Source organism: Mediterraneibacter torques (genome assembly GCF_044591705.1).
GTDB lineage: Bacteria > Bacillota > Clostridia > Lachnospirales > Lachnospiraceae > Mediterraneibacter > Mediterraneibacter torques.
In genome coordinates, this window is the sequence record NZ_CP172594.1 from 2,932,205 (window position 1) to 2,951,508 (window position 19,304).

22 protein-coding genes are annotated in these 19,304 nt (G+C 42.0%); 19 read left to right on the forward strand and 3 right to left on the reverse strand.

Annotated elements, in window-relative coordinates; genetic code table 11:
• Positions 1–11 precede the first annotated feature (11 nt).
• On the reverse strand, positions 12–503 hold the full coding sequence (locus ACH9UM_RS13535; protein WP_009242977.1) for a Spy0128 family protein: 492 nt from the start codon (positions 501–503) through the stop codon (positions 12–14).
• On the reverse strand, positions 490–672 hold the full coding sequence (locus tag ACH9UM_RS13540; protein ID WP_147607168.1) for a hypothetical protein: 183 nt from the start codon (positions 670–672) through the stop codon (positions 490–492). The genes ACH9UM_RS13535 and ACH9UM_RS13540 overlap by 14 nt, the downstream gene beginning before the upstream one ends.
• 90 nt (positions 673–762) lie before the next feature.
• Here ACH9UM_RS13540 and ACH9UM_RS13545 point away from each other — a divergent pair, with 90 nt between their 5' ends.
• From ACH9UM_RS13545 to ACH9UM_RS13575, 7 genes are all read left to right on the forward strand, one after another.
• Positions 763–1,461 carry a phage integrase SAM-like domain-containing protein gene (locus ACH9UM_RS13545; protein ID WP_155236780.1) on the forward strand — a complete coding sequence of 233 codons (699 nt, stop codon included), beginning with the start codon at positions 763–765 and terminating at the stop codon, positions 1,459–1,461.
• A gap of 541 nt (positions 1,462–2,002) precedes the next feature.
• Complete coding sequence (locus ACH9UM_RS13550) at positions 2,003–5,056, forward strand: VaFE repeat-containing surface-anchored protein (protein ID WP_117787946.1); 3,054 nt, start codon at positions 2,003–2,005, stop codon at positions 5,054–5,056.
• Between the two features lie 178 nt (positions 5,057–5,234).
• Positions 5,235–5,558: a YdcP family protein gene (locus ACH9UM_RS13555; protein ID WP_005334875.1), complete on the forward strand. Its 324-nt coding sequence runs from the start codon at positions 5,235–5,237 to the stop codon at positions 5,556–5,558.
• A 15-nt stretch (positions 5,559–5,573) separates the two neighbouring features.
• Positions 5,574–5,957 (forward strand): YdcP family protein, encoded by a 384-nt coding sequence (locus ACH9UM_RS13560; RefSeq protein ID WP_118324635.1) that lies wholly within the window; start codon positions 5,574–5,576, stop codon positions 5,955–5,957.
• Positions 5,958–6,045: 88 nt separating this feature from the next.
• Positions 6,046–6,573 (forward strand): hypothetical protein, encoded by a 528-nt coding sequence (locus tag ACH9UM_RS13565; RefSeq protein ID WP_117819228.1) that lies wholly within the window; start codon positions 6,046–6,048, stop codon positions 6,571–6,573.
• Between the two features lie 95 nt (positions 6,574–6,668).
• A complete protein-coding gene (locus ACH9UM_RS13570; protein ID WP_400091583.1) occupies positions 6,669–7,064 on the forward strand; it encodes a DUF6483 family protein in 396 nt (131 codons plus the stop codon).
• 103 nt (positions 7,065–7,167) lie between these two features.
• Positions 7,168–8,559, forward strand: a complete 1,392-nt coding sequence (locus ACH9UM_RS13575) for an FtsK/SpoIIIE domain-containing protein (RefSeq protein ID WP_118001316.1) — start codon at positions 7,168–7,170, stop codon at positions 8,557–8,559.
• On the opposite strand, the gene ACH9UM_RS13580 is transcribed toward ACH9UM_RS13575, so the two are convergent.
• Positions 8,551–8,751, reverse strand: a complete 201-nt coding sequence (locus ACH9UM_RS13580) for a helix-turn-helix transcriptional regulator (protein WP_005334884.1) — start codon at positions 8,749–8,751, stop codon at positions 8,551–8,553. The two genes, ACH9UM_RS13575 and ACH9UM_RS13580, sit on opposite strands and share 9 nt — an antisense overlap.
• Before the next feature lie 107 nt (positions 8,752–8,858).
• Between ACH9UM_RS13580 and ACH9UM_RS13585 the strand changes: the two genes are divergently transcribed.
• From ACH9UM_RS13585 to ACH9UM_RS13640, 12 genes are all read left to right on the forward strand, one after another.
• On the forward strand, positions 8,859–9,272 hold the full coding sequence (locus tag ACH9UM_RS13585; protein ID WP_118324637.1) for a hypothetical protein: 414 nt from the start codon (positions 8,859–8,861) through the stop codon (positions 9,270–9,272).
• Between the two features lie 219 nt (positions 9,273–9,491).
• The gene (gene mobT / locus ACH9UM_RS13590; RefSeq protein WP_117980761.1) at positions 9,492–10,724 is read left to right on the forward strand and encodes a MobT family relaxase; all 1,233 of its coding nucleotides are present in this window, start codon (positions 9,492–9,494) and stop codon (positions 10,722–10,724) included.
• A gap of 3 nt (positions 10,725–10,727) precedes the next feature.
• A complete protein-coding gene (locus tag ACH9UM_RS13595) occupies positions 10,728–10,862 on the forward strand; it encodes a DUF3789 domain-containing protein (protein WP_005611092.1) in 135 nt (44 codons plus the stop codon).
• The gene (locus tag ACH9UM_RS13600; protein WP_004844214.1) at positions 10,859–11,080 is read left to right on the forward strand and encodes a hypothetical protein; all 222 of its coding nucleotides are present in this window, start codon (positions 10,859–10,861) and stop codon (positions 11,078–11,080) included. The genes ACH9UM_RS13595 and ACH9UM_RS13600 overlap by 4 nt, the downstream gene beginning before the upstream one ends.
• Before the next feature lie 89 nt (positions 11,081–11,169).
• The gene (locus tag ACH9UM_RS13605; RefSeq protein WP_005334889.1) at positions 11,170–11,697 is read left to right on the forward strand and encodes a YcxB family protein; all 528 of its coding nucleotides are present in this window, start codon (positions 11,170–11,172) and stop codon (positions 11,695–11,697) included.
• Between the two features lie 83 nt (positions 11,698–11,780).
• Complete coding sequence (locus tag ACH9UM_RS13610) at positions 11,781–12,272, forward strand: antirestriction protein ArdA (RefSeq protein ID WP_055060387.1); 492 nt, start codon at positions 11,781–11,783, stop codon at positions 12,270–12,272.
• 15 nt (positions 12,273–12,287) lie between these two features.
• Positions 12,288–12,683, forward strand: a complete 396-nt coding sequence (locus ACH9UM_RS13615; protein WP_055060388.1) for a hypothetical protein — start codon at positions 12,288–12,290, stop codon at positions 12,681–12,683.
• A 16-nt stretch (positions 12,684–12,699) separates the two neighbouring features.
• Positions 12,700–13,203 (forward strand): antirestriction protein ArdA, encoded by a 504-nt coding sequence (locus tag ACH9UM_RS13620; RefSeq protein ID WP_055060389.1) that lies wholly within the window; start codon positions 12,700–12,702, stop codon positions 13,201–13,203.
• A gap of 113 nt (positions 13,204–13,316) precedes the next feature.
• Complete coding sequence (locus tag ACH9UM_RS13625) at positions 13,317–13,706, forward strand: conjugal transfer protein (protein WP_005611098.1); 390 nt, start codon at positions 13,317–13,319, stop codon at positions 13,704–13,706.
• Positions 13,693–16,146 (forward strand): ATP-binding protein, encoded by a 2,454-nt coding sequence (locus ACH9UM_RS13630; protein ID WP_055267318.1) that lies wholly within the window; start codon positions 13,693–13,695, stop codon positions 16,144–16,146. The genes ACH9UM_RS13625 and ACH9UM_RS13630 overlap by 14 nt, the downstream gene beginning before the upstream one ends.
• Complete coding sequence (locus tag ACH9UM_RS13635; protein WP_373927776.1) at positions 16,143–18,293, forward strand: CD3337/EF1877 family mobilome membrane protein; 2,151 nt, start codon at positions 16,143–16,145, stop codon at positions 18,291–18,293. Before ACH9UM_RS13630 ends, ACH9UM_RS13635 begins: the two co-directional genes overlap by 4 nt.
• On the forward strand, positions 18,290–19,297 hold the full coding sequence (locus ACH9UM_RS13640; RefSeq protein ID WP_400091588.1) for a lysozyme family protein: 1,008 nt from the start codon (positions 18,290–18,292) through the stop codon (positions 19,295–19,297). The genes ACH9UM_RS13635 and ACH9UM_RS13640 overlap by 4 nt, the downstream gene beginning before the upstream one ends.
• Positions 19,298–19,304: the final 7 nt, after the last annotated feature.

Sequence of the window (19,304 nt, forward strand, 5' to 3'; positions counted from 1 at the left end):
CAGATTATAATCTATATATTCCTCTTATTATATGAATTGTAAAACATTAATTCTCCACACTTCTTACCATCATTTTTTTCTGCAATTACTTGTGGAACCAATTTCCCATTTTCTCCGTTTTTGATATAAACAGCTATAATATAAGAACTTCTATCATATGTATAATTTTCTTTATCCTTACTTGTTTGAACCAAATGATAACGGTATACTCCGCCATGCTGGAACTGCAATGAAATCATCTTTTCCGCATTATTACCATCCAGTACAAAAACATGTCTGTCGTTATCAGAATCTCCCGGCATAGGAATGCCTATGTCTAATGCACGAAATTCATAAGTTCCAGTAAGATCAATTCCTTTTTCATTGCTATTTTCTTCAAAATTTTGCTTAACTGTTAACGGAACCTCTACTACATTTGATGCAGCTAAAACTTTATCAGCAGGAAAACACAAGAAGCTAAACAATAGAGCTGCTAACACAAGTATCTGTCTATTTTTCTTCATATTGCGGTTCTCCTTTTTCATCAGCATTATTTTCTAAAATTCTTCCAATTAGAAGATGTCTGCCGTTTGTACTCTCTGAAGTACAAGTAGATAGCGTTACATATCTTTCATTATCATCAAAAGATGTTTTCTTCAAACAAAACAGAAATGGGAAACCTGGCATACCCATAAAGAAGCGCTGAAACGGAAAGCGGAGGTTGAAAACCAACAGAACAATGGTACATTCCTTCCTCCGAATAATCAGAAAGTTTCAGATTTTCTGTATGATTTTGTTTCCACGTATGGGGAGAAAAAATGGGGCGTGTCTATGTATGACAGTCAAACAGCCCTGATTGCCAACTATATCAATCCGATTATCGGAGATATGGAAGTGCAAGACATTACTACCCGCGTGGTGGATAAGTATATTCAAACACTTCAAAAGACGCCTTCTGTTTCTCGGAAGAATAGGAAAGCACGGACAGAATTTGTCACGAACTCAACGATTGAGAAAATCATCAAACTTCTACGGTGTGCTTTTAAGCAAGCTGTTCGTTGGGAATTGATTGAAAAAAATCCTTTTGACAATGTAGTCCTTCCCAAGACTGAATATAAAAAGCGCGATATTTGGGATGCTGAAACGATTCGTCTTGCTTTGGATCAGTGTACCGACAGTAAACTGTATATTGCCATGAACCTTGCTTTTGCGTGTTCTTTGCGTATGGGGGAGATTCTTGGACTAACCTGGAAAAATGTTCATATTGAGGATGAAAACATAGCAACTGATAATGCTTATATCTACATAGAAGCAGAACTGGCACGAGCGTCCAAACAGGCGATTGAGACGTTAGGAGAAAAAGACATTTACCATATCTTTACTCCGTTAATGCCGAATACCAGCACCCGGATAATCCTGAAAAAACCAAAGACAGATTCCAGCATCCGTAAGGTCTGGCTGCCTAAGACAGTTGCCTATTAGCAAGGAAGCTATTTTTATTAGCAAGGACATCGTTTCTGTTCGTTTCCAATTAGCAAAATATAAGTTCCAACTCATAAACATACATTAACCTCCAATAAAAGAAAAATGGTTTTGTCTAAAGAGTACAGCTAAACAAAAAAAGCTGTAAACCCTTGAAAACAAAGGCTTACAGCGTTGTTTCCAGCGTCCCAGAGAGGATTTGAACCTCCGACCCCACGCTTAGGAGTTCCCTGTGGCGGTTAGTATGCAGTAGTTCGATTATCCTGTAAGGGACGTTTAACGCCCCAAAAAGCGGAAAAGGGGATTGCACAACGACTCTGTTAATAAACTCTAATATTCAATTATATCCTTTAGAGTGTTAGCAGGCTGTTAGCAAACCAACCACTTTTTCGGGATTTACTGATAATTTGTTACAATCGTATTTAAAATCATTTATCACATGGAAACAAGATACCCGTTAGGTTGAATTTAATTAAGTTAAAGGCGTTCAATAAATGAGCGTCTTTTTTCATACCCAAAATCGAAAGGAGAAAGAGAAAATATGAATAAGCTAGTAAAGCGATTGCTGACAGGAACGCTTGCTTTTGCAACCATTCTTACGGCATTACCAGTGACGGCGGTTCATGCTTCCGGCAATCAATACTGGACAGAATCAGCAGAACGTGTCGGCTACATTGAACAAATTATGAATGACGGTTCTATCAAATCCACGTTCCATGAGGGACACATGAAAGTTGAGGGCGAAACTGCCTACTGCGTGGACATCAATACCAATTTCAAGAATGGATATAAAACAAGGTCTGACGCAAGTACACGCATGAGTAGTGATCAGATTGCGGACGTTGCTCTTTCCTTAGAGTACGTCAAGCAATATACCGCTACTCATACAGGGCTGAATAACAACCAGAAGTATTTGCTGGAACAGTGTGTTGTCTGGCAGAGATTGAGTGAACAGCTCGGCTGGCAGTGCGACAACGTCAGAGCTTCCTATAATGAAATCTCACAGGCAGTACAGAATGAAGTGTATGCTGGTGCGAAAGCATTTGTGAAAGCAAACAAAGGACGCTATGAATGTGGCGGTTACATTTATACTGGCGAAGGACAGGACATCGGACAGTTCTGGGCGAAGTTAAATGTGGGAAATGCAAAGGTCAAAAAGACTTCTTCCAATCCCACGGTCACAGATGGAAATGCCAACTATTCCTTTGAGGGTGCGACATTTGGTGTCTATTCTGATAAGGGCTGTAACAGCCAGCTTGCCACACTTACTGCCGATGGAAACGGCGATACCAAAGAAGTTGAGGTAAAAGCCGGAACAGTTTACATCAAAGAACTTTCTGCTCCAAAGGGTTACAAGCTGGATTCTACTGTCCATGCCTTAAATGTGGAAGTTGGAAAAACAGCGACATTAACTGTTGCTGACACTCCAAAGGTCACAGAGACTTTGATTGATTTATTTAAAATCGACATGGAAACAGGAAAATCTACTCCACAGGGAAATGCTTCTTTAGAAGGTGCAGAGTTCACATGGAGCTATTATGACGGTTACTACAATGCAGACAATCTTCCTGCAAAGGCTACCCGTACATGGACAACCAAAACCGTTGCCGAAAAAGACAGTGACGGAACTATCCATTATGTATCCAGACTTGCCGACAGCTACAAAGTATCCGGCGACAGCTTCTATACACAGGACGGTAAGAATGTACTGCCACTTGGTACACTCACTGTCACAGAAACAAAAGCACCAAACGGCTACTTATTAGATGGTGCATATATGCAGACTGACGGAAGTTCCGAACAGATTAAGGGGACATACCTTACACAGATTTCCGAAGATGGCGAACTTGCCGTACTTTCTGGAAGCAACCAGTATTCCGTATCCGATAAGGTTATCCGTGGCGGTGTGAAAATCCAGAAACGTGACCTTGAAACAAAGGATACCAAAGCACAGGGAAGTGCGACCTTACAGTACACAGAATTTAATATCATTTCCTTAAATGACAGTCCTGTAGTGGTTGAGGGAAAATTATACAGCAAGAATGAAACTGTCAAGAAGATTCAGACAGGCATTGACGGAATTGCTTCTACTTCTGCTGACCTGCTCCCTTACGGAAATTACAGATTAGAAGAAAGCAAAGCACCAGAGGGCTACTTGACAGACGGTGCAAAAACAATCGACTTTTCTATCACGGAAGATGGAAAAATCGTGGACTTGACCGACAAATCTCACTCTGTCTACAACCAGATTAAACGTGGCGATATTGAGGGTGTAAAAATCGGTGCAGGTACACACAAACGTCTTGCAGGTGTTCCATTCAGAATTACAAGCAAGACAACGGGAGAATCCCATATTGTAGTTACTGACAACAACGGTCAGTTCTCCACTGCTTCAAGCTGGGCTTCCCATAAGGTCAATACTAATGCCGGAAAATCCAGTGAGGACGGAGTATGGTTTGGGACATCTGAACCAGACGACAGCAAAGGTGCATTACTTTATGATACCTATGTGATTGAGGAATTAAAGTGTGATTCCAACGCCGGATTTAAGCTGATTCCAGCTTTTGAGGTGGTCGTATCCAGAAATAAAGTGACCGTAGATTTAGGGACACTGACCGATGAATACGAAAAAGAAATCACAATCCATACCACAGCTACCGACAAGAAAACAGGTGAAAAAATGATTGTTGCCGGAAAAGACATCAAGATCGTGGACAAAGTTACACTTGATGGCTTGGAAACAGGCAGAAAATATAAACTTTCCGGCTGGCAGATGTTAAAGGAAGAAAACGCCGAACTTCTGATTGACGGGAAACGTGTAGACAATGATTACACATTCATTGCTGACAGCGAAAAAATGACGGTTGAGATTACTTACAGTTTTGATGGTTCAGCTCTTGGCGGTAAGAACCTTGTTACATTTGAGGAATTGTACGATATGAGCAATCCGAAAGAGCCTGTCAAGGTTGCCGAACATAAAGACATCAACGATGATGGACAGACGGTTCTTATCACGGAACGTATCATCAAAATCCATACGACTGCTACGGACAAGAACGGCAAGAAAGAAATCGAAGCCGGAAAAGATGTAACGATTGTGGATAAAGTCACATTAGATGGTCTGGAAGTTGGAACAAAATACAAACTTTCCGGCTGGCAGATGTTAAAAAAGGAAAATGCAGAACTTCTGATTGATGGAAAGAAAGTATCCAATGATTATGAGTTCACAGCCGACAGTGAAAAAATGACGGTTGAGATTGCGTTTACCTTTGATGGTTCTTCACTTGGTGGTAAAAACCTTGTTACATTTGAGGAATTATACGATATGACCAATCCAGACGAACCAAAGAAAGTGACGGAACATAAGGACATCACAGACGATGGACAGACCGTGACAATCAAGGAAGTGCCGGAAGTCCCAGACACACCAAAGGATACCGACACGCCGGATACACCATCTACGGTTACTAAGACAAGTGACAGTCCAAAAACAGGCGACAATACCAATATCTATGCTTATCTTGCCATGCTCGGTCTTTCCTGCGTAGGGCTTGGCGGTATGCTTTACTTCAAACGCCGTAGAAAAAAATCGTAAGGCAGTAACGTAGCGGTTGGTGGAACGTTCAAGGTCGCCACCCTTTTTGCAACTTCACGCTCCCGTGAAGCACTTGGTTTACGGGAGCGTGAAGTCCACTAGGGGCGTGGGGAGTGTAGCTCCCCACAACGTACAGCAGGAAAGAAACTAAAACAGAAAGAAAAGAGGTCAATTATTTATGGAATTAAGATTTGTCGTACCAAACATGGAAAAGACATTCGGAAACTTGGAGTTTGCCGGAGAAAATACTACGGAACAACAGAGAATCAACGGGCGTATGGCTGTCATTACCAGAAGCTACAACCTGTATTCCGATGTGCAGAGAGCCGATGATGTAGTTGTGACACTTCCTGCCAAAGCTGGCGAAAAGCATTTCTCGCCAGAGCAGAAAGTAAAACTTATCAACCCACGAATCACTACTGATGGCTATAAAATCGGAGAACGTGGATTTGTCAATTACATCTTACTTGCAGACGATATGTTACCAGCAGAAAATAAATAAGGGGGTATTCAGATTATGAGATTAGCAAATGGAATCGTCATTGATAAAGAAAAGACTTTCGGAGTGTTGAAGTTCTCCGCATTACGCCGTGAGGTTCATGTACAGAATGAAGATGGAACGGTTAGTGAAGAAATCAAGGAACGTACTTACGATTTGAAATGTAACACACAAGGACGTATGATACAGGTATCCGTTCCGGCGACTGTTCCGTTAAAGGACTATGACTACAACGCCGAAGTGGAACTTATCAACCCTGTTGCAGATACGGTAGCCAATGCGAATTACCGTGGTGCAGATGTGGACTGGTATGTAAAGGCAGATGACATTGTTCCGAAGAACAAAGGCACTCATGCCGGAAATCCACAGAACAATGTTTCACAGCAACCGCCGAAGAAATAAGTTTGTAACTAATGGATTTTCATTGTATTGTTCAAATGGGGTTGATATAATATAAAAAAATCAAATCGGAATTTGAGGTGATGAAACTATGGCTGAAATACAAATTGCATGGTTAGAATTGATGACAGTTGGAGGTCTTGGTGTAATATTAGTTCTACTAGGAGTTACTTTCAATATCATTGTAAAAAGACAGAATAAATTGTGTACAAAAAAGACAGACGGTATTGTTAAACAATATGGGTTTCCTGGAAATGGAAGAGTGTACCCAATCGTTGAGTACTTTGTGAATGGAACTTGTTATAAAGCAAAGAAAAAATTTCGAGGAATTATAACAACGCAACTATCAGGAGTACCTGTACCGATGAAATCAGAAGTCTATGAAGATGAAAAAGGATGGCTACATGTAAAAACTGGAGCTATTGCAAATTTACGTCAATTTGCGGAGCAGTTGTGGCCTATCAACAGTAAGATGACAGTTTATTATAATCCAAACAATCCTAAAAAGTGTTATGTTGATAGACCAATTTCAAAAAGTTTTACTTCCATGATGTTTATCATAATGGGGACAGTAACAATACTCTCGAGTGTACTGGTATTCTTTTTGATGCAGTTATAAATTGCAAAAGATAATTGCTAATCAGACAACTTCAAGTTTTATAAGTTAGCTTATATGTTCCAAACAATTAAACCAACATTTAAGGAGATGGGAAAATGAATTTTACCGATGAAAAAGATTACATCATGCGAATGATAAAAGAAATGGTGAGAGTATTATTTTCATTAGCCTTTGGGAAAAAGTATGTTTCTGTTGAACTTGAAAAAGAAAACAAGTATGAAGTATCGGGAAAAAATTTGAAAATTTTTCTTAATATGATTGATTTAGGACAGATTAACGAAGCAGAGAACATACTTTTAGATAGCATTGACTATACAAACAAAAACGAAGTAATGGCGGTGGCTCTTTTTTATCAGTACCTTAGTGAAAAAGATAATCAGTTTTTGGAAAACAACAATTATACAAAAGAAGAAGTGCTTTCTGGTTTCAAACAATTACTTATGAAATCGGGATATAACGATTTGCTTTATTTGCTCAAATATGATGAGTAATACAGAATTAAAAAATCAGCCTTTATAATTTTATATTTATATTCACAAAGCAGTTAGTCTACATGATTAACTGCTTTTCTTACGTCCAAAGAAAGGAGTTTATATGAAAGTATGGAAAAACTCTAAAGGTAACAGGATTCGTGCCAGTGACAAATCACTGGTCTATCATTTCTGTATCGGCTGGTTGTTGCTCCTGTTCGTTGCGGTATTCCTGCTACTGAACCTGCGACAGCTCCTTGTTACCAACTGGAAAGATTTTAACCTGCTCCATGCCGGAATCACATGGACTGCCTACAATTCCATTACGGTTCTGATAGCGACTGGTGTTTGTGCATTGGTCGTTTTTCTCTACTACCGTTACGGATATGACCGTATCAAGCGGTTGTTACACCGACAAAAACTGGCTCGTATGGTGCTGGAAAATAAATGGTATGAAGCGGAAAACACCAAAGACAGCGGTTTTTTCACTGACCTGCAAAGCAGATCAAGAGAAAAAATCGTGTGGTTTCCGAAAATCTATTATCAGATGGACAATGGATTGTTGCATATTTTGTGTGAAATCACAATGGGAAAATATCAAGAACAGCTCCTGTCCTTAGAGGATAAGCTGGAATCGGGGCTGTACTGTGAACTTACTGACAAAACACTGCATGACGGATACATCGAATACACCCTGCTCTATGATATGATAGCGAACCGTATTTCGATTGATGAAGTGATTGCCGAAAATGGTGGTCTGCGGTTAATGAAAAATTTGGTGTGGGAATACGATTCACTTCCCCATGCCCTTATCTGCGGTGGTACAGGTGGTGGAAAGACATATTTTCTATTGACCATCATTGAAGCCCTGCTTAGAACCAATGCGGATTTATACATTCTTGACCCGAAGAACGCTGACCTTGCAGACTTGGGAACGGTCATGGGAAATGTCTACCACACGAAAGACGATATGATTGACTGCGTCAATGCCTTTTATGAGAGCATGGTCACACGCTCGGAAGAAATGAAACTGCACCCGAACTACCGTACAGGGGAAAACTATGCCTATCTGGGGCTTGCTCCACAGTTCCTTATCTTTGATGAATATGTGGCGTTCTTGGAAATGCTCACGACAAAGGAAAGCACTGCCCTGTTAAGCCAGTTAAAGAAAATCGTCATGCTTGGCAGACAGGCTGGATACTTTCTGATTGTAGCTTGCCAGCGTCCAGACGCAAAGTATTTCGGGGACGGTATCAGAGATAACTTTAATTTCCGTGTGGGGCTCGGTCGCATGAGTGAACTCGGCTACGGTATGCTCTTTGGAAGTGATGTGAAAAAGCAGTTTTTCCAGAAGCAAATCAAAGGGCGTGGATACTGTGATGTGGGAACAAGCGTCATATCGGAATTTTACACTCCCCTTGTACCCAAAGGCTATGATTTCTTGGGTACGATTGGGGAACTTGCAGAAAGGAGAACAGAAAAAAAGGCTCTGGAACAATCCGAAGCCTTACTTTAATTTCAAGATGTCATTAGGTGTGCAGTCCAGATATTCACACAACTTTGCTAAGATGGAGAAGTCGATTCTGGTTACTTTATTTTTGCAGTAGTTGTTGAGCTGTGTCCTTTGTAAATTACAGGCTTCACAGACTTTGTTTTTACTGATATTCTTTTCTTTGAGAAGATTTTCTAAATCCATGTATACTGTCATTTTTGTTTACCTCGTCTTTTAATCAAATTATAAATATAGCTGTATTGAAAAATAAGCTGTTTTGCTCTACACTTGTACTGTAATACAGGTGTACGGAGGAAATTAAAATGATAAGAAAACGGACAATAATTATAGTAATCACTATACTTCTGCTCTTGGCAGGAATCCTGTTTTACCTGCAATGGGGACGACAGATGGACGTATCTTCTTCGTCTGGCTCTGGCTCTGATAACCATTATGAGCTACGGGTGTCGGTCATACTCAACACTTTGGTCGTGACCGATCAACAGAAATGTGCGGAACAAATATTTGAAAAATGCAGGGACAACTCTTTTCACAGTGTCCGTTTCAGTTATGATATTCAGATTCCCCACGCACTTTCTGTTACGGTCTACAAGAACCAGAAAGACGCTGAATCCGGCAACTCGGCATTTCGCTTTTCCTATCGGCAGGAGAAGCAGATAGACGGCACATACAATATTGTGGACAATCCAGAAAAATTTACTCTGGAAATGGACTGATTGCACACATAAGGCAGGACGGACAGGTGGCGTGCGGAGCGAAAGCCACAGGTACGGACTAGCCTTGCTGGTGTGGCGGTAGCCACGCCAGCAGACAATAGCCCCTCGGTATCTAACAGAGGGGCACAAATCACAAGGAAACATACACAAAAGTTACCGATTCTTAGCTGAAATCAAGCGTTTGGTAGCTTTTTTTACTGCTGTGACATCGGATAAAAAATGTCACAGTTTTTTCGTAAAGGGGGTATCGCACTGAATGATACAGAGTGGATACAGGATTTTGCAGACAAACGTTTGCAGTACGGTGTATCCCAGACGAAACTTGCGGTCATGGCTGGAATCAGCCGTGAACATTTAAGCCGTATCGAATCCAGCAAGGTGGCGGTCACAGAAGAAATGAAAGTGAAACTTTTGGAAGCTCTGGAAAAATTCAATCCAGAAGCACCGCTTACCATGCTGTTTGATTATGTGAGGATACGGTTTCCGACACTGGATATTGGACACATCATTAAGGACATCTTACAGCTCAATATCCAGTACATGATACATGAGGACTTCGGGCATTACAGCTACACGGAACACTACTACATTGGAGATATTTTCGTATATACTTCCCCCGATGAAGAAAAAGGTGTCCTGCTGGAACTGAAAGGAAAAGGCTGTCGCCAGTTTGAAAGTTATCTGCTGGCACAGGAACGGAGCTGGTATGACTTCCTTATGGACGCTCTGGTGGACGGCGGTGTGATGAAACGTCTTGACCTTGCCATCAATGACCATACGGGAATGTTAGATATTCCAGAACTGACCGAAAAATGCCGGAATGAGGAATGTGTATCGGTGTTCCGTTCCTTTAAGTCCTATGCTTCCGGCGAACTGGTCAAGCATGAGGAACAGGACAAGGCTGGTATGGGGTATACGCTTTATATCGGCTCATTGAAAAGTGAGGTGTACTTCTGTGTTTATGAAAAAAGCTATGAGCAGTACATCAAACTTGGGATTCCCATTGAGGAAGCACCGATAAAAAACAGATTTGAAATACGGTTAAAAAATGAACGTGCTTATTATGCTGTCCGTGACCTGCTGACTTACTATGACGCTGAACGGACGGCATTTTCTATTATCAACCGTTATGTACGCTTTGTGGATAAGGAAGCAGACAAGAAACGGAGCGACTGGAAATTATCTGTCCGCTGGGCGTGGTTCATCGGGGAAAACAGAGAGCCGTTAAAGCTCACGACCAAACCCGAACCTTACACACTGGACAGAACCCTACGCTGGATTCAACGGCAGGTTGACCCGACACTCAAAATGCTGGAAACAATCACAGCGAAAACAGGGATTGATTATCTGAAAGAAATCCGTAAATCCACGAAACTGACGGAAAAGCACTACAAGATAATCGAACAACAGACCACATCAACCGAAGATGTAATTTTAGAAAAGGAGAATTGAAAAATGCAACGATTATTATTTGACTTCCTGTTCTTCTCTTTAGGTGGAACAGTTGGCGTGATTGCCATGTGTATTTTACAGGCTGGCAGACAGTCTGACCGAAAAATGATGGAACTGAAAGGAGAAAAGAAAGCATGAATTTTGGACAGAACCTTTATAACTGGTTTTTAAGCAACGCACAGAGCCTTGTGCTGATGGCGATTGTTGTTATCGGAATCTACTTGGGATTCAAGCGTGAGTTTTCCAAACTTATCGGATTCTTGGTAGTTGCCTTAGTCGCCGTTGGTCTTGTATTCAATGCGTCCGGCGTAAAAGACGTATTGTTACAGTTATTTAATAAGATTATTGGAGCGTAAAATTAAGAATCCCACATTTTGAACACAAACTTGTGGTAATATGTGGTAATATACTAATATCATTAAAATGTTTAAAGGAGATTCTTATTATGGTTAGATACAGTATTGAAATCGGACAGCAAGAACAAGATATTTTAAAAGAAATCGTTTTAGCCAGTGATAAAAATGTAAAGAAACGTAAATTTGCAACAGGGTTATCGTCTGTGATGGCTGTCATAATGTTAATATATACGATTCTTTGTTTTATGAATAGTCGTATTGGATATGGTATTATTGGATTATTATTTTCGGTTTTCTTTATCTGGATTATCATAAACGGAGCTAACACATTTCAGAAAAAAGTAATAAATATTGTTCATTCAAAGATGGATAATAAATTGACTTCGGGAAAACGTGAATATTGTTTTGATACCGATGGTATTACAGTTAGTTCTGATATCGGTAACGGGACTAATCATTGGAACGCCTTTAAATGTTGGGGGATTTTCAGAAATTACATATATATCAGAACAATAAAAAATGAAATGGTTCTTGTTAATCAAAATGATTTGTCTGAAAATGATGTAAAAGAGTTAAAATCCCTTTTGAGTCAGAATTTAAAAGAAGAAACGCTTTAATATTGTTTTAGAGTTAAGCAGTCTTTCAGTTATGATCGACTGCTTTTTTCATACTCAAAATTAGAAGAAAGGACTGAATTACGATGGAAGAATGTAGCGTATTGATTGAAACGACCAAATCAGCAGAGGATAAAACCTCTCGCTGGTTTGATTTACCCATTGATTATGAGCTGTTCCGTGACCTGCTCGGTGTGGAAGCTGACAGCAAAGACTATCAAATCACAGATATGAAGCTCCCCTTTGCTGGCGATATTGTAAGGACAACTTCTGTCAGACGATTAAACAAGCTATACTTTGCTTACACGGATTTATCGCCAGAAGTTCAGCAGGCATACAAAGAGTTGATTCCTTATTGTGGCGGTGTAGAGGATTTATTGCAGGAATCCGAAGAATTTTTGTTTTATCCAGAGTGTCACAACATCATGGACGTTGCCCGTTACCGCTTGGAGCATAACATTGAATTTTCTGCTCTTTCCGAAAAAGGAAAGAAATATTTTAATCTGGAAGCCTACGCCCATGAACTGGAAGAAAAAGGACGTTATGCTCTCTGCAACAACGGTATGTTCAAACTTTGACAGGTGGTATTGCTTATGGCAGAAATGAAAGTATTTGTTATCAATCTTGATGAACAGGAAAAAGATACAGGCTGTGCGTGGTTTACACTTCCCTGCAACATAGAAGCATTAAAACAATCCATTGGTTTACCGCCGGACAGTGACCGTTATCTTATCAGTGATTATGATTTTCCTTTTGAAATCCTGCAAGATACAGACCTCGACTTGCTAAATAATGTCTGCCTTGCAATTTCAGAGAGTGAAATCCCACCCGAAGATATACCTGCAATTCAAAGAGAATGGTTTTCAAACCTGCAAGAGCTGGAAGCCGGACTTTGCAATATTACATACCATCGGAACTGTTCAGATATGGAAGAAACATCAGAACATTTCCTGTGTGTGCATGGCAGATTTTATGAATACAATGAGTGAAAGGAAGTGACCGTTTATGCTTGATGATATGCAAGTCTATATAGCCAATCTTGGCAAGTACAATGAGGGAGAACTGGTCGGGGACTGGTTCTCTTTTCCGTTGGACGAAGAAGTGATTGCAGAACGTATCGGCTTAAATGCAGAGTACGAAGAATACGCAATCCATGATACGGACAACTTCCCGATGGAGATTAGCGAATACATTTCCATCGAAGAACTGAACCGTATCTATGAGCAGTTGGAAGAATTACCGGATTACCTGCTGGACGACTTGGACAGTTTTATATCCTGCTATGGAAGTCTGGAAGAACTGGTGGAACATAAGGACGACATCATTCTGTATTCCGGCTGTGAAACGATGACCGATTTAGCCTACTATCTGATTGATGAAGAACAGATACTCGGAGAAATCCCGTCCTCTTTACAGAACTATATCGACTATGAAGCCTACGGGCGTGACCTCGATATAGAGGGGACATTTATTGCAACAAACGCTGGTATCTGTGAGGTACTGCGTTAAGGGCTGGCAGATCAGCACCGCCACTGGTGCTACTGTCAGCTTTTCTCTTGGGGGCAGTCTGGAAAATCCGGCTGTCCCTGTTGTTATGAAAATGAAGAAAGGAGCATTTACAAGTGAAGAAAATCCGAAGTTATACAAGTATCTGGAACGTGGAAAAGGTACTGTATGCCATCAATGATGTAAACCTGCCATTCCCCGTGACCTTTACCCAGATTACATGGTTTGTACTGACGGAATTTATCATCATTCTGTTTGCAGATGTACCGCCACTTTCCATGATTGAGGGAGCATTTTTAAAATATTTCGGGATTCCCGTTGCTCTTACATGGTTTATGTCACAGAAAACCTTTGACGGGAAAAAGCCATACAGTTACATCAAGACGATGGTGCTGTATGCTCTGCGTCCCAAAGTGACTTATGCCGGAAAAGCCGTGAACCTGCATAAGCAGAAATTTGAGGAAACTATCACGGCAGTAAGGAGTGTGACCTATGTTCCCGATTAAATATATCGACAATAACCTTGTCTGGAATAAGGACAATGAGGTGTTCGCCTACTATGAGCTGATGCCGTACAACTATTCGTTCTTATCTCCAGAGCAGAAATACCTTGTGCATGACAGCTTCCGTCAGCTTATCGCACAGTCCCGTGAGGGAAAGATTCATGCGTTGCAGATTGCAACCGAAAGTTCAATCCGAAGCATACAGGAACAGTCAAAGAAGCTGGTAACGGGAAAATTAAAGGAAGTCGCCTATCAGAAAATAGACGACCAGACCGAAGCCCTTGTATCCATAATAGGCGACAATCAAGTTGATTACCGTTTCTTTCTGGGATTCAAGCTCATGGTCACAGAGGACGAAGTCAATCTGAAGAACATCAAAAAAATGGTATTTCTGACATTCCGTGAGTTTTTGAATGAGGTAAGGCACACGCTGATGAATGACTTTGTTTCCATGAGCAATGATGAAATCAACCGTTATGCGAAGATGGAAAAACTGCTGGAAAACAAAATCTCCCGTAGGTTCAAAATCCGCCGACTGGAAGCCAAAGACTTTGCGTATCTGATGGAACACCTCTACGGCAGGGACGGGATAGCCTATGAAGATTATGAGTATCCTCTTCCAAAAAGAAAATTAAAAAGAGAAACACTGATTAAGTATTATGACCTTATCCGTCCTACCCGTTGCGTGGTGGAAGAAAGCCAGCGATATTTGCGTCTGGAACATGAGGATAGTGAAAGCTATGTGTCCTACTTTACGGTCAATGCGATTGTCGGAGAACTGGACTTCCCATCATCGGAAATCTTTTATTTCCAGCAACAGCAGTTCACATTCCCTGTGGATACGTCCATGAATGTTGAGATTGTCGGAAATAAGAAAGCCTTAACCACTGTCCGTAATAAGAAAAAGGAATTAAAGGACTTGGACAATCACGCCTATCAAGCCGGAAACGAAACAAGTTCAAATGTGGTGGAAGCCTTAGACAGTGTCGATGAACTGGAAACAGATTTAGACCAGAGCAAGGAAAGTATGTACAAGTTAAGTTACGTCATACGGGTATCTGCACCCGATCTTGACGAACTGAAACGCCGTTGTGATGAAGTCAAGGACTTTTACGATGATTTGAACGTGAAGCTGGTACGTCCTGCCGGAGATATGATGGGACTGCATGGAGAGTTTCTTCCAGCCAGCAAGCGTTATATCAATGATTATATCCAGTATGTGAAATCCGATTTTTTAGCCGGACTTGGCTTCGGTGCTACCCAGATGTTGGGCGAAAATACAGGAATCTATATCGGATATTCCGTGGATACAGGAAGAAATGTCTACCTGCAACCGTCCCTTGCCAGTCAAGGGGTAAAAGGTACGGTCACAAATGCGTTGGCTTCTGCTTTTGTCGGTTCGCTTGGCGGTGGAAAATCATTCTGTAATAACCTGCTGGTGTATTATTCCGTCCTGTTCGGGGGACAGGCAGTTATCCTAGACCCGAAAAGTGAGCGTGGAAACTGGAAAGAAACACTGCCGGAGATTGCAGAGGAAATCAACATTGTAAACATTACCAGTGATTCCAGCAATCAAGGGCTGTTAGACCCGTATGTGATTATGAAAGATGTCAAGGACGCTGAAAGTCTTGCCATTGATATTCTGACATTTCTTACAGGTATCAGCAGTCGTGATGGCGAAAAGTTCCCTGTCCTTAGAAAAGCTGTCCGTACCGTATCCCAGAACCAGAACCACGGGCTGTTGCAGGTCATTGAAGAACTGCGGAAAGAGGATACCGCCGTATCCCGTAACATTGCAGACCATATCGAAAGTTTTACCGACTATGATTTTGCACAGCTTTTATTCTCGGACGGTTCGGTGGAAAATGCAATCAGTCTGGATAACCAGCTCAATATCATACAGGTTGCAGATTTGGTTCTGCCGGATAAGGATACTACCTTTGAGGAATACACGACCATTGAACTGTTGTCGGTATCCATCTTAATTGTTATCAGCACCTTTGCCCTTGATTTCATTCACAGTGACCGAAGCATTTTTAAAATCGTGGACTTGGACGAAGCATGGGCGTTCTTAAATGTGGCACAGGGAGAAACACTATCAAATAAGCTGGTGCGTGCTGGTAGAGCCATGAACGCCGGAGTCTATTTCGTGACACAATCCTCTGGGGACGTATCGAAAGAAAGTCTGAAAAATAACATCGGCTTAAAGTTTGCGTTCCGCTCCACAGATACCAATGAAATCAAACAGACCTTAGAGTTTTTCGGACTGGACAGTGAGGACGAAAATAACCAGAAACGATTGAGGGATTTGGAGAACGGACAATGCTTAATGCAGGATTTATACGGGCGTGTCGGTGTGGTACAGATACACCCTGTCTTTGTAGAACTGCTCCATGCCTTTGATACCAGACCGCCGATAAAAAGTGAGGTGGATTTGGAATGATGAAATCTGTCACAAAAGAAAAGGTATTCCATGTACTGAAACTGGTTCTGCTTGCCGTGACCGTCACGCTGGTACTGTTGTCCCTGCTTGGGACGGTAGCTCATGCGTCTGGACTGGTCGATGATACGGTCAATGCAGACAACCTGTATTCAAAGTATCCGCTTTCCAATTATCAGCTTGATTTCTATGTGGACAATAGCTGGTCTTGGCTACCGTGGAACTGGCTGGACGGCATTGGAAAATCGGTGCAGTACGGGCTTTACTGTATCACAAATTTTGTCTGGACAATCAGCCTGTATCTTAGCAATGCCACAGGATATGTGGTGCAACAGGCGTATAAGCTGGACTTCATCAATGACATGGCAGACAGTATCGGGAAAAGTATCCAGACACTTGCCGGAGTGACCGAAAACGGATTTTCCAGCAGTGGGTTCTATGTGGGATTCCTGCTCATTATCATTCTGATTGTAGGTATTTACACTGCCTATACAGGACTTCTCAAGCGGGAAACAAGCAAGGCACTTCACGCCGTTATCAATTTTGTGGTGGTGTTCATCGTATCGGCTTCCTTTATTGCTTATGCTCCTAACTATATCCAGAAAATCAATGATTTCAGTTCGGACATCAGCACCGCTTCTCTGGACTTGGGGACAAAAATCATGCTCCCCGATTCAGAAAGCAAAGGCAAGGACAGCGTAGACCTTATCCGTGACAGCCTGTTTGCGATACAGGTAGAAAAACCGTGGCTGTTGTTGCAGTTTGGGAACAGCGATACCGAAGAAATCGGGACTGACCGTGTGGAAGCTCTGGTATCTGCCAGCCCGTCAGACGAAGATGGGGAAACAAGGGAAAATGTCGTCAAAACAGAGATTGAGGATAACGACAATGATAACCTTACCATTCCGCAGGTCGTCAACCGTCTTGGCATGGTGTTCTTCCTGCTCATTTTCAATCTCGGTATCACAATCTTTATCTTCCTGCTTACCGGCATGATGTTATTTTCCCAGATACTTTTTATCATATATGCCATGTTTCTGCCTATCAGCTTCTTACTGTCCATGATACCAACCTATGAAAATATGGCGAAACAGGCAGTTGTCCGTGTGTTCAATGCCATTATGACAAGAGCCGGAATCACACTGATTGTGACCGTGGCATTTTCGATTTCCAGTATGTTCTACAACATCTCCACGGACTATCCGTTCTTTATGGTGGCGTTTTTGCAGATAATCTGCTTTGCCGGAATCTATATGAAACTCGGAGAACTAATGAGTATGTTCAGTCTTAATGCCAATGACAGCCAGCAGATAGGTCGCCGGATATTCCGTAGACCGATGGTATTCATGCGACATCGGGCAAGACGTATGGAACGCCGACTTGCAAGGGCTGTGGGTACAGGAAGTATGGTCGGAGCTGGTGCTGGTGCAGTCGCTGGTTCTGCTTATAATCACGCTCGTACTACATCTAAAACTACACCAGCCAGACCACAAAGGAACAATGATGTTTCGATGGGAAGCCGTGTCGGTTCTGCGGTAGGTGCTGTAATGGACACGAAAAATAAAGTCCGTGACGGTGCTTCCTCTCTGAAAGAAAATGTGAAAGACTTGCCGACACAGGCTGGTTATGCTGTCCACTCTGCCAAACAGAAAGCAAAGGATAACGTATCTGACTTTAAGCGTGGCGTTGTGGAAGAACGGGAAAACCGACAGGAACAGCGTACACAGAAACGCAATCTGCACAGGGAAAATATCTCACAGAAAAAGCAGGAATTACAGAAAGCACAGGGAGCAAGGCAGACAGTTCATGCGAATGGATCAGCGACAGCCGGAGCTACCAGAAGCCATGAACGCCCTGTTGCCACACCTGTTCCAAAACCAGCACAGAACGATACGGTCAAAACGCTGGATATGAAACGTCCTGTTACTTCTCCTGTGATAAAAAATGCAGAAGTCAAGGCTGGAAAAGAAACTGTCCGAACCAATATCAGACAGGAACAACAGGTCAAATCGGTTGCCAGAAAGAACCAGACAAACGTAGCGGAATCCATCAGCAATCATAAGAAATCTATGGTACAGAAAACACAGGTCAATGGGAAATCTGCCCGTAAGACTGTTACGAAACAATCAGAGAAAGGACGGAAGAAATGAGATTAAAGCGTATCCTTATCATAGGTACGATATTTCCTGTCCTTTTCTCCATCGTCCTCTTTTTCGGGATACTGATTTCCGGCGAAGATGACGACAGTTCCAACAGTTATTCAACTGTCTACTCTGGCATGAACCTGTCAGCCGATGTCCTCAAACATCAGCCGATGGTAGAAAAATACGCCAGAGAAAACGGTATCACGGAGTATGTGAACGTCCTGCTTGCCATCATACAGGTGGAAAGTGGCGGTACGGCTATCGATGTCATGCAGTCCAGTGAAAGTCTGGGACTACCGCCAAACTCATTAAGTACAGAAGAATCCATTAAGCAGGGGTGTAAATATTTTGCGTCTCTGCTTTCTTCCTGTAAAGCCAAAGGTATGAATGACATTAACGTGGTCATTCAATCTTACAACTATGGTGGTGGCTATGCAGACTATGTGGCGAAGAACGGGAAAAAGCACAGCTTCAATCTTGCAGAGAATTTCGCAAAGAATAAATCCGGCGGTACAAAAGTGACCTATACGAACCCGATAGCAGTCAGTAAAAATGGTGGCTGGCGTTATAACTACGGGAATATGTTTTATGTGGAGCTGGTCAACCAATATCTGACCGTGAAGCAGTTCAGTAACGAAACGGTACAGGCGGTTATGAATGAAGCGTTGAAGTATCAAGGCTGGAAATATGTCTATGGTGGCAGTAACCCGAACACCTCTTTTGACTGTTCTGGTCTTACCCAGTGGTGCTACGGAAAAGCCGGAATCAGCCTGCCACGAACCGCACAGGCACAGTATGACGCAACCCAGCATATCCCATTGTCACAGGCACAGGCTGGCGATTTGGTCTTTTTCCATTCCACCTACAATACCAGTGACTATGTTACCCATGTAGGAATCTATGTCGGAAACAATCAGATGTATCATGCCGGAAATCCAATCGGCTATACCGATTTGACCTCTGCCTACTGGCAACAGCACATCATTTGTGCCGGAAGAATCAAACAATAGAAAGGAC